Source organism: Kitasatospora sp. NBC_01266 (genome assembly GCF_036242395.1).
In the GTDB taxonomy this organism is placed as follows: domain Bacteria; phylum Actinomycetota; class Actinomycetes; order Streptomycetales; family Streptomycetaceae; genus Kitasatospora.
This window is the reverse complement of record NZ_CP108458.1, coordinates 7,452,049-7,463,559: the sequence shown is the minus strand read 5'-3', so window position 1 is coordinate 7,463,559 and position 11,511 is coordinate 7,452,049. Positions and strand designations below refer to the sequence as shown.

Here is an 11,511-nt window from a genome sequence, read left to right as displayed (position 1 = left end):
GAAGCCGACCAGAGAAGCGATGATCATCATCGGCGCGGGGATCGGCGGCCTCTCCACCGGCTGCTACGCGCGGATGAACGGCTACCGGACCCAGGTCCTGGAGATGCACGAGATCCCCGGCGGCTGCTGCACCGCCTGGGAGCGGGGCGACTTCACCTTCGACGCTTGCGTCAGCTGGCTGCTCGGCAACGGCCCCGGCAACGAGATGCACCAGATCTGGCTCGAACTCGGCGCGCTCCAGGGCAAACGGATGCGCCACTTCGACGTCTTCAACATCGTCCGGGGACGCGACGGCCGAGCGGTCCACTTCTACTCCGACCCGGACCGGCTCCAGCAGCACCTGCTCGCCCTCTCGCCCGCCGACGCCCGCCTGATCCAGGACTTCTGCGACGGCCTGCGGACCTTCCGCAAGGCGCTCGCCAACTACCCCTTCCTCGCCCCGGTCGGCCTGATGCGCCGAGCGGAGCGCTGGCGGATGCTGGCCTCCTTCCTGCCGCACTTCAACGTGATCCGCCGGTCGCTCGGCACCCTGATGACCGACTACTCGGCCCGCTTCCAGGACCCGCTGCTGCGCGAGGCCTTCAACTTCATCCTCTACGAGAAGCACCCGGCCTTCCCCGTGCTGCCCTTCTACTTCCAGCTGGCCTCGCACGCGAACCGCTCCGCCGGCGTCCCCGAGGGCGGATCGCTGGGCCTGGCCAGGTCCATCGAGCAGCGCTACCGGCGGCTCGGCGGCTCGGTGACCTACAACGCCAAGGTCGAGGAGGTGCTGGTCGAGGACGACCGGGCGGTGGGCGTGCGGCTCAGCGACGGGCGCGAGCTGCGCGCCGACATCGTGGTCTCCGCCTGCGACGGCCGCACCACCCTGATGAAGCTGCTGAACGGCCGCTACCTCAACCCGACCTACCGGCGGCTCTACACCAGCACCATCGACCAGCCCGGCATGGTCTTCCCCGGCTACGTCACCCTCTTCCTCGGCCTGCGCCGCGCCTTCCCCGCCGGGGACCCCTGCACCACCTACCTGCTGGACGAGGACCTGGCCGCCGCGCTGCCCGGCATCCGCCATCCCAGCATCAACGTCCAGTTCCGCAGCCGGCACTACCCGGAGCTCTCCCCGCCGGACAGCACCGTCGTCTACGCCAGCTACTTCAGCGACATCGAGCCCTGGCGCGCCCTGCGCGGGGGCCCCGAGCAGTCCACCCGCAGCCGCGGCGGAACGGAGCTGCACACCCTGCCGGTGCGCCACAGCCGCGCGTACTCGGCCGCCAAACGCCAGGTGCGCACGACCATCCAGGGCTTCCTGGAAGAGCGCTTCCCCGGCCTCACCGAGTCGATCGCCGTGCGCGACGTGTCCACCCCGCTCACCCAGGTCCGCTACACCGGCAACTACGACGGGACGGTGCTGGGCTGGCAGCCGTTCACGGCGGGCGGCGAGACCCTCGAAGCCGAGATCAAGAAGAACGGCCCCGCGCTGCCGGGCCTGGCGAACTTCTACCTCTCCGGCGTCTGGGCCACCACCGGCGGGCTGATCCGGGCCGCCGCGGCGGGGCGGCACGTCATGCACTTCATCTGCCGCGACGACGGCAGGCCGTTCACCGCCTGGATCGACGACAGCGCGCCCCCGCCGACCCACGTCCTCGAACAGGTCCACCCACCGACCCTGCCCCGGCAACCCGCCGACACCACCCTGGAGCCGCTCCCGTGATCAATGACCGCCTCATGCGACTCGCCGCCGGCGGCTGCTTCGCCCGCGCCCTGGCGGCCGCCGCCCGGCTGGACCTCGCGGGCGTCCTGGCCGGCGGATTCCTGTCGCACGGTGAACTCGCCGACCGCACCGGTTCCCACCCCGAGGTCCTGCTGCGCCTGCTCCAGACGCTGGCCCTGGCCGGCGTCCTCGAACGCGACGAGCACGGGCGCTTCGGGCTCGCCGCGAGCTGCGCCGCGCTGCGTGGCGACCACCCGCGCTCGGTGCGCAACCTGTGCATCCTGCTCGCCGAGACCTACGACGACGCCTTCGCGGCGCTTCCCGAGACCGTGCGCACCGGGGAGTCCGGCTTCCGGCAGGTCTTCGGCAGCTCGCTCTACGAGCACCTGGAGCGCGAACCGGAGGCCGGGCGGGTCTTCGACGCGGCGATGGCCGAGCTCGCCCGCCCGGTGGCGGCCGAACTCGCCGACCGGCACGACTTCTCCGCCGTGTGCCGGGTGATCGACGTCGGCGGCGGCGACGGCACCCTGCTGGCCGGACTGCTGGCCCGCCACCCGCAGTTGGAGGGGATCTGCGTCGACCGGCCGAGCGTCTGCCAACGGGCCGTCAGCCCGCTGGCCCGCCTCCTCTTCCACCCCGCCGACATCTTCGCGGCCGTGCCCGCCGGCGGCGACCGCTACCTGCTGAAGAACGTGCTGCACGACTGGCCGCCCGAGGACTGCCTGCGCCTGCTGACCGCCGTGCGCACGGCGATGCGCGGCGGCGACCGGGCGGCCCGCCTGCTGGTGCTGGAACCGATGATCGAGGCGGAGTCGGACGGCCCGCACGCGCTCTTCCAACTGGTGCTCTGCGAGACCGGCACCAGGGGCTTCACCGAGCCCGAGTTGCGCAAGCTGCTGGACCGGGCGGGCTTCGAGGTGCTCGCCCGCGACCAGCTGCCCAGCGGTCACCACCTCCTGGAGTGCGCACCCGCTCCGACCGCCGACCGCCCCACCGACCATGCCACCCACCACCTCACCGACCAGCTGCCAGGGAGCACCACGTGAAGATCGAGAAGTGGGTCGTCCAGGAACACCTCGACGGCGTCCCCGATGTCCGCAGGATCTACCGCAAGGTGACCGAGCAGCTCGAGGTCCGGCTGCGGGACGACGAGATGCTGCTGCGGACGCGGTACATCTCTGTCGACCCCTACCTCCAGGGCATCTGCCAGGACACGCCGGTCGGCGACCACATGGGCGCCGACTCGATCATGGAGGTGCTGGAGGCGGGGCCCCGGGCGATGCATCAGGCAGGCGACCTGGTCCAGGGCTTCGGCGGCTGGCGCACCCACCTGATCAGCAACGGCGAGGCCGAGCTCTGGGCGACCGGGCGGTTCCCGATGGTCTTCCCGGCCTACCGGCGCCTCGACCCGGAGCAGTACGACGAGGCGCTGCCGCTCTCCACCGCCCTGAGCGTGCTCGGCGGCGCGGGCATGACCGCCTGGGGCATCCTGACGAAGTTCCTCACCGTCCGACCCGGTGACACGGTCCTGATCAGCGGCGCCTCGGGCACCATCGGCACTCTGGTCGGCCAGTTGGCCAAGCGGGCGGGCGCCCGCGTGGTCGGCACCACCGGCTCGCCGGAGAAGGCCGGCCACCTGACCCGGCTGGGCTTCGACCGGGTCGTCCCGCTCCGCACGGACGACGACGTGGAGAAGGCCCACAAGCTCCTCAGCGAAGCCGCTCCGGACGGCATCGACAAGTACGTCGACAACCTGGGCGGCAGCATCACCGACGCCGCGTTCGCCATGCTCAACACCGACAGCCAGGTCGCGGTCTGCTGGCAGTGGGCCACCCAGGTCGACGGGGAGCACAGCGGGCCCCGGCTGCTCCCGTACATCATGTTCCCCCGCACGACCATCCGGGGGATCTTCGCGCCGGAGTGGTTCACCGAGCCGAACTGGGCCGCGCTGCACCGGGAGTTGGGCGGCATGGTGCGACGCGGCGAGGTCCGCTACGACCAGACCGTGTACCGGGGGTTCGACGCCGTTCCGGAGGCCTACCGGAGCCTGTTCAGCGCCCCGGCGGGCAATCGCGGCAAGGTACTCGTCTCGCTGTGAAGCGCCACCGGAGCTGGGCCGGGCGGGTGAATCCGGCAACCCGTGCGAGTGACGGGCGTGACCACTCGAACGGGCCAACCAATCCCTTCGTAGACGACCATTTCCCTTGTGCCACAAGGCCGGCACCCGAGGCGGCCGGCATGACGCGCATGGTCACGGGTAGTGGCAACGAAATCACCAAATGTGGTCAACTTTCGCCGAATTCGGGCGCCCGGCCCGAAGCTTCGGAGGAGAGCACCATGCAACGAGTCATGTCCGTCAAGCGTTCGCTGACCCTCGCTGCCGCCGCCCTGGCGGTCGGCTCGCTGGCCGCGTTCAGCGTTCCGGCGCTGGCGAGCGACCAGCCGGTGGCCACCCCCAACCACGCGACCCGGGCTGCCAACGTGCAGAACATCACCATCGACAGTGGCAAGACCGCTGACGAGGGCAACAAGCCCCAGGGACTTGGCGACGAATTCAGCGGCCGGGCCAAGGTCAAGGACACCGACGGCAACGCGATCGGCACCGCCGACGCCAACTGCGGCAAGGTCGAGGTCGGCACGGACAGCGACTCCGTGCTCTGCAGCGAGCTGATCAAGTTCGACCAGGGCGGCCAGATCGCCCTCACCAACCTCCTCCAGATCCCGCACCCGGGGGTCACCTCGGAGCCGGAGAGCACCGGCGTCGTCACCGGCGGCACCGGACAGTTCGAGGGCATCACGGGCGAGTCCCACTTCAAGTTCCGCAGCGCCGGCGTCTACGACGTGTCCTTCAGCTGATCCCGCACACCGCGCCACGAGCCCCCCGCCCCTGGGCAGTTCCCAGCGGCGGGGGGCTCGCGCGTTCCGGCGGACGGGCCGAACGGCTCAGCCCGGTCCGCTCGCTGATTCACGGTCAGGCCGCTGTGGCGACCCGGCCGGCGCGGTCACCGCCAGGCCGCCGTCCGGCGCACCCGTCACCGGCAGCGGCTCGCCGCCCTGCCCCTGGGACGGCTCGGGAAGCCGCAGCGGCGCACCACCCGGATAGAACTGCCGGGCCCAGTGCCGGTACGGGCCGATCGGCCCGTCCCCCTGGGCGAGCCTCGGCGGGGACTGGTACCGCTTGGTGGCCCAGATCGGGAAGTCGGCAGCCGCGAACTCGCAGCTCCCCTTGAACAACGGCCCGGCCAGCAGATACGTCAGCGAGCGGTTCAGCTGCCGGGCCAGCGGCTGCGGCAGCCGAACCGGCGGCGCCACCAGGACCCGCCCGGACTGCCGCAGTTGCAGCCGGTGCGGCCCGATCATGGTGATCAGCACCATCATCCGGGTCCGGACGCCGAACCTCGGCAGATGCATGTCGCCGCGCAGGCAGCCGAGTCCGTAGCCGCGGAACTCCAGCTCGGTCAGCAGCTCGCCGAGGACCGGGACCTTCTCCCAGATCCGCATCGAGACCCGGAACGTCTCCCGGTCGAACTCGACCGGGGCCGCCAACTCCGCCCTGGCGCAGCCGTGCAGGGGGGCGAAGTGCCCCAGGTCCACGGCGTTCTCCATGACTTCCTGCGCATGGCCGGCCAGCTCCCAGGTGGTGGACCGCAGCGGCTGGTCGTCGAGCCCGTGGAAGACCGGGATCTCCCAGTCCGGCGCCCGGCCGTCGTGGTGGCGCCAGACGAAGACCGCGTCATTGACCTCGCGCACCGGCAGCTGCGCCAGCGCCGCCCTGGGCGGCGGCGCGCCGTACCCCGTCCGCACACAGGAGCCGTCCGGACCGAAGGCGAACCGGTGGAAGACGCAGACCAGGTCATCGCCCTCCACCGCACCGAGGCCGAGATGCGCACCCAGGTGCGGGCAGTACGGACGAACCGCCCGCAGCCGGCCGTCGCGCAGCCGGTACAGCACGACATCCTCGCCCTGGAGCGGCCGGGTCAGCACCGCACCGGGCTTCAACTCATCGGAGAAAGCCACCGCCGACCAACCATCCGGATAGGGCAGCACCGGCGGCAACGCCACATCGGCCGGAGTCGGCCCCTGCGTGATATTTCGCGCATATTTACGCGACAATCCCATGAATTCCTCCCAGATCGGGCATCCAGGGAAAATCCTAGGGCAGCCGAAGACTGATTCTTCGTCACCAACCATGCACAGAGCAGGATTTGGCTGTCGCAGTCGGAACGGCGATTCGCCACTTCGGACCCGACCGACACCGGTCGCGAGTGGTCGGCCCGCAGATCCTGACCGTCCTCCGTCAGCCTGGCCACCCCCGACTTCGCCGCGCGGCGCGCGCGGTCCCGCGCCCGGAGCGTCGAACTTCCGGCGCGAACCAGGGGAGTCCAGATTTCCGCGCAGTTCACAGGGGGAATCCGTTCCCCGCCCTTTGCCACCCAGGCAAAAAGTCGCACCGCTCGCCCAATTGGGGGCCCGGCGCTCGCGACTGTCCGAAAACTGACGCAACCCCGGCCGGAATGCCACCGTTTGGCGCGCACCGCCGCGGTCATCCTGTGATCTGAGTCGCACCCGCCAGCCATCTCAGCAGGTCAGGGAACTGACACATGGTCAACTTCGGTAACTGCGAGCTAGAGTGAAGGAGTCGGTCGCGCCACCCCGTGACCGTCTCCTCCTTTCGGCTGCACGCCGCCGGGCACCCCACTCCGGCGGAATTGCGGCACGGTACCCGCCCTATGCGGACTTCCGCATGCGACCCAACCCCACCCGGGCTGCGCATTCGATGAAGAGGACTGCCCACATGACGCGCGACGTGATCCGTCGGCGCGCCAGCAAGACTGGGGAGGTTTTTTGATGCAGCAGTTCTCTGCCGTTCAGCAGAGCGATATCAACGGGCTGTTAGCGCTCTATCGTCAGGTCTACGGGAGCGGCTACGCGCTGCCGATCGGCACCGATCCCGCCGTGATGGCACGGGAGATCGCCGCTCCGCACACCACCTGGCTGGCGGCCCGGGAGACCGGCAGTGACCGGATCATCGGGACCATCATCGGGACCCTCGATCCGCACGAACGGCTCGGCAAGCTCCAGGGGCTGGTCATCCACCCCGACGCGCGCGGCTCCGGCCTGGCGCACCAGGCGGTGCGGCAGTTGGCCGAGTCGCTGCTCACCGGCGACCAGCCCGCCGACTCGGTCTACGCCACCGCCCGCACCAACTCGACCGCACCGCAACGGGTCTGCCTGAGCGCCGGGTTCCGCGCGCTGGGCATCTTCCCGAACCTGCGCAAGGCCGAGGAGCACGAGACCATGGTGCTCCTCGCCAAGCACCGTCCTGGCGTGCTGGAGCGGCGGTTGCCCGTGGAGCGGGTGCCGACCGGGCTGGCCAGCCTGGTCCACGCGCTGCACCAATCGGTCGGCCACCCCGACCAACCGCTGCCCGCGGTCGACCACGAGCCGCTGCCGGTGCGCCAACGCCGCTCCGGCGGCGTCGAGATGGAGTTCGTCGACGCGCCGCAGTTCGTGCGGCGCCGCACCGCCGAGGCGCTGCCCGACCCCGAACAGCGCTTCTACCCGTTCCACACGCCGAACGTCATGCTGGCCTCGGCGGACGGCGCCCACGAGGTCTACGCCCAGCTGAACCCCTCGGACGGCTACTGCGCGCTGATCGGCGCCGCCAGCGGCAGCCTGGCGACGCTGGCCGAGGTCTTCGAGACCCTGATCGCCCGGCTGGCCGAGGGCGGCGCCTCGCACATCGAAGCCCTGCTGCCGCTGGACCGCTACGAGGACCTGCGGTTGCTGCTCGCGCACGGCTTCCTGCCCGCCGCCGCCTACCCGGCGATGCGCCGCCAGGGCGAGGGCTTCCAGGACTACGTGGTGATGACCCGCAGCCTGCAGCCGCTCGATTTCCGCGGCCTGTCCATCGACGCGGCCTTCCAGCCGTTCACCGAGCAGTACATCGAGCTGTGGAAGCAGCAGTACCTCAACACGCACGAGGTGTTCCAGTGAGCACAACAACCCCGGCGAGCCTGGCAAGTCGCTACCTCGACCCGGTCCAGGTCCCCGACCCGGCCGCGCTCGGGCACGTCCAGCAGCTCTTCGACCTCACCGAGCCCTACCTGGTGGGCCCCGAACTCGACGAGCTGTTCGCGCTCGCGATGAACGAGTCCAACGCCTGGCACGCCGCCCGCTCGCCGTTCTTCGGCAGCCTCTGGGAGTCCCACCCGGCGTCCGCGCGCCCGCTGGAGTCGGCCGCCGACCTGGCCCGACTGCCCTTCGTGCACGCCAACTTCTTCAAGGCGCACGAGGTGGTCTCGATACCCGAGGAGGAGGTCAGGATCCACCTGACCTCCTCGGGCACCACCGGGCAGAAGTCGCAGATGTTCTTCGACGACTGGACGCTGCGCAACGGCCAGCGGATCGTGGCCCGGATCTTCGACTCCTACGGCTGGCTGGGCGAGGACGAGCCGGTCAACTACCTGCTCTCCAACTACCAGCCCCGGCCGGGCCTGAACCTGGGCACCTCGTTCACCGACGAGTACCTGTGCCACTTCGCGCCGGTCCGCTCGGCGGAGTACGCGCTCAAGCACACCGGCAGCGGCCACGAGTTCGACCCGTTCGGCTGCGTGCGGGCACTGCTGCGGTTCGCCGAGGAGGGCGCGCCGGTGCGCATCCTCGGGTTCCCCGCCTTCCTCTCCTTCACCCTCGACCGAATGCGCGAACTCGGCCTGCCACCGATCACCCTGGACCCGCGCTCGCTGGTGGTCTTCGGCGGCGGCTGGAAGTCCAACGCGGACAAGCAGGTCACCAAGCCGGAGCTGTACCGGCGGATCCACGAGCAGTTGGGCATCCCGGACGAGCGGATCCGGGACGGCTTCGGCGCGGTCGAGCACTCGGTGCTCTACATGGAGTGCGCCAACCACCGCCTGCACGTGCCGACCTGGTCGCGGATGCTGGTGCGCGACGTGCGCACCCTGCAGCCGGTGGGCTACGGCGAGCGCGGCTACGCCCAGTTCATCTCGCCCTACATCACCTCGGTGCCCGCCCAGTCCGTGCTGATGGGCGACCTGGTCTCGCAGCACGCCCCCGAGGAGTGCGGCTGCGGCCTGCCCACACCCTGGTTCGCCGTGCACGGGCGGGCCGGGCTCAGCCGTAACCGCAGCTGCGCCATCGCCGCCGCCGAACTGCTCAAGGGGAACTCGTGACCACCGCACCGCACTCCGTCTCGCGCGGCCTTCCGGACGGCGTCTCGGACGGCCTCGTGGACCAACAACCGCACAGCCTGCCGCACTACTGGCAGGGCGAGTTCATCGACGACACCGAAGCCGAGCACCGGCTGGCGGAGTTGGACGCCCAGGTCCGCTCGGTGCTCGCCGGTCCGCCGCTCAGCCCGCTGACCGTGCTGGCCGCCTGCGACCTGCTGTCCACCGCGCTGCACGACCCGGAGAGCGCGCAGCGCAAGCTGCTGGCCGAGGAGTTGGCCGCCGCCCAGGTCACCGAGGACGAGGCGGTCCGCACCCTGCGCGACGTCGCCGAGGCGCTGGAGCGGGAGGCGCTGGAGACCAAGCTGATCCGCGAGCTCGGCGGCATCGACCCGGGCCGGCTGGCCCGCTTCGACTTCCGTCGGGAGATCTTCGAGGGCTGGCTGCCGGTCGGCCTGCTGGTGCACGTCACGCCGGGCAACGCGCCCGCCGCCGGCGCGCTCAGCGTGATCGAGGGGCTGCTCGCCGGAAACGTCAACGCGGCCAAGACCAGCGGCGGTTCGCGCTTCACCCAGCTGCTGCTGGCCCAGCTCGCGGCGCTCGACCCGACCGGCGCGATCGCCGCCCGGGTGATCGTGCTGGCCTTCCCCTCCAGCCGCACCGACTGGCTGGCCCGGCTCTGCACCCCCGCCGACGCCGTCGCCGCCTGGGGCGGCGAGGAGGCGCTGGCCGGGGTGGCCCAGCTGGTGCCGGCCGGCTGCCGACTGGTCGACTGGGGCCCCAAGCTGTCCTTCGCCTATCTGACGAAGGAGAGTTGGGCCGAGCCGCAGACCCTGCACGCGATCGCCGCCGACGTCTGCCGGCTCGACCAGCAGGCCTGCTCCAGCCCGCAGGTGGTCTACCTGGACACCGAGGACGAGGAGCAGGTCTTCGCCTTCGCCGAGCGCTTCGCGGCCGTGCTGGCCGAGGCGGTGGGCGAACTGAACGTGCGTGAGCGCGATCTGCTGGAGAGCGCGGAGATCAGCAACACCGTGCAGGTGGCGGCGCTGGAGGAGCACCTGGGCCTGACCCGGGTGCACGCCGACCCCGAGGGCAACTGGCACGTGCTGGCCGACCTGCGCAGCGCGCTGCGCGCCTCGCCGCTGCACCGCACCGTCTGGGTCAAGCCGCTGCCGCGCACCCGGATCGTGGAGGTGCTGCGCCCGATGCGCCGCTACCTGCAGACGGTGGGACTCGGCGCCGACCGGGCCGACACCGCCGTGCTGGCCGGCCTGGTGCTGACCGCCGGCGCCCAGCGGGTCACGGTGCCGGGCGGCATGCTCGACAGCTACAACGGCGAGCCGCACGACGGTGTCTACGCGCTGCAGCGCTACAGCCGCCGGGTCGACGTCCAGTTGGACGAGCGGTTCAGCACCGACGCCTGCCTGGACGACCTGCTGGGCGTCAGGGAACTGACGGTACCTCAGGTGTCGGTGACGGTGAAGAGCGAGTTCGAGCGGTTGCAGGGCGATCTGAGCCGGGCCGAGGTCTTCTTCCGCAGCGGCGGCAGCTCGGGTGCCCCCAAGCTCTCCGCCTTCGCCTGGGAGGACTACCGCGAGCACATGCGGGCCGGCGCCGAAGGCCTGCTGGCGGCGGGCTTCGACCCGCGCACCGACCGGTCGATGAACCTGTTCTTCAGCGGGCAGCTGTCCGGCGGGTTCCTCAGCTTCCACTCGGTGCTGGAGACCCTGCAAGCCGTGCAGTTCCCGATGGCGGCCCAGCAGGACCACGCGCTGGTGGCCAGGTCGATCGTCGAGCACCAGGTGGACACCCTGTTCGGGATGCCGAACTACCTGCTGCGGGTCTTCACCGAGGCGGCCGACGAACTGCGCGCCTACCGGGGCGTGCGCAAGCTCTTCTTCGGTGGCGAGCACTTCCCGCAGCGCCAGCAGGACTGGCTGCGCGAGGAGTTCGGCGTCGAGCTGATCCGCTCGGCGGCCTACGGCAGCGTGGACGCCGGGCCGCTCGGCTACCAGTGCGCGCACTCCCCCGAGCGGGTGCACCACCTGTTCAGCGGCGCACAGACGCTGGAGATCCTGGACCGGAGCGAGGACCGCCCGGCGGCCGTCGGCGAGGTCGGCCGCCTGGTCTTCACCGCGCACACCCGGCGCGGTCAGCGGCTGGACCGCTACGAGATCGGCGACCTCGGCCGCTGGATCGACGGCGACTGTCCGTGCGGCCGGCGCACCCCGCGCTTCGAGCTGCTTGGTCGGTTCGGCGACATCTTCCGGGCCGGCGGGCACTTCCTCAACTACCGCCGCTTCGTGGCGATCGCGCAGGAGGCGCTGGACCACGTGGGAGCCGTGCAGCTGGTGATCGAGGAGAGCGCCGAGTCGGGCGCGACGCTGACCGTGCTGCTGGCCGACTTCGCACCCGGTGACCGCAGCGCCGAGCAGCTGGCCCGGGCCTTCCTGGCGGAGTATCAGCAGCTGGCAGAGGACGTCGAACAGGACCGCGTGCTCGAGTTGCGGGTCAAGGCGTCGCCGGTGGACGCCTTGGCCCACACCGAGGCCAGCGGCAAGCTCCGCGAGGTGGTCGACCTGCGGACCCGCGACGACCTCTGAGTCGCTCCACCGC

At 71.0% G+C, this 11,511-nt stretch carries 8 protein-coding genes; 7 read left to right on the top strand and 1 reads right to left on the bottom strand.

Going from position 1 to position 11,511, the window contains the following annotated elements; all coding sequences use genetic code 11:
• Positions 1-19 precede the first annotated feature (19 nt).
• From OG403_RS32105 to OG403_RS32090, 4 genes are all read left to right on the top strand, one after another.
• Positions 20-1,705, top strand: a complete 1,686-nt coding sequence (locus OG403_RS32105) for a phytoene desaturase family protein (protein WP_329572669.1) — start codon at positions 20-22, stop codon at positions 1,703-1,705.
• Positions 1,706-1,719: 14 nt separating this feature from the next.
• A complete protein-coding gene (locus OG403_RS32100; protein WP_329570614.1) occupies positions 1,720-2,751 on the top strand; it encodes a methyltransferase in 1,032 nt (343 codons plus the stop codon).
• Positions 2,748-3,803 (top strand): MDR family NADP-dependent oxidoreductase, encoded by a 1,056-nt coding sequence (locus OG403_RS32095; RefSeq protein WP_329570613.1) that lies wholly within the window; start codon positions 2,748-2,750, stop codon positions 3,801-3,803. Before OG403_RS32100 ends, OG403_RS32095 begins: the two co-directional genes overlap by 4 nt.
• 239 nt (positions 3,804-4,042) lie before the next feature.
• On the top strand, positions 4,043-4,561 hold the full coding sequence (locus OG403_RS32090) for a hypothetical protein (protein ID WP_329570611.1): 519 nt from the start codon (positions 4,043-4,045) through the stop codon (positions 4,559-4,561).
• A gap of 87 nt (positions 4,562-4,648) precedes the next feature.
• On the opposite strand, the gene OG403_RS32085 is transcribed toward OG403_RS32090, so the two are convergent.
• Entirely contained in the window at positions 4,649-5,824 is a 1,176-nt protein-coding gene (locus OG403_RS32085) for a Rieske 2Fe-2S domain-containing protein (RefSeq protein WP_329570609.1), read from the bottom strand.
• A 729-nt stretch (positions 5,825-6,553) separates the two neighbouring features.
• Between OG403_RS32085 and OG403_RS32080 the strand changes: the two genes are divergently transcribed.
• The 3 genes from OG403_RS32080 to OG403_RS32070 are packed head-to-tail and all read left to right on the top strand — an operon-like array spanning position 6,554 to position 11,498.
• Positions 6,554-7,702, top strand: a complete 1,149-nt coding sequence (locus OG403_RS32080) for a GNAT family N-acetyltransferase (protein ID WP_329570607.1) — start codon at positions 6,554-6,556, stop codon at positions 7,700-7,702.
• Positions 7,699-8,898, top strand: a complete 1,200-nt coding sequence (locus OG403_RS32075; RefSeq protein WP_329570606.1) for a LuxE/PaaK family acyltransferase — start codon at positions 7,699-7,701, stop codon at positions 8,896-8,898. Before OG403_RS32080 ends, OG403_RS32075 begins: the two co-directional genes overlap by 4 nt.
• Positions 8,895-11,498, top strand: a complete 2,604-nt coding sequence (locus tag OG403_RS32070; RefSeq protein WP_329570605.1) for an acyl-CoA reductase — start codon at positions 8,895-8,897, stop codon at positions 11,496-11,498. Before OG403_RS32075 ends, OG403_RS32070 begins: the two co-directional genes overlap by 4 nt.
• Positions 11,499-11,511: the final 13 nt, after the last annotated feature.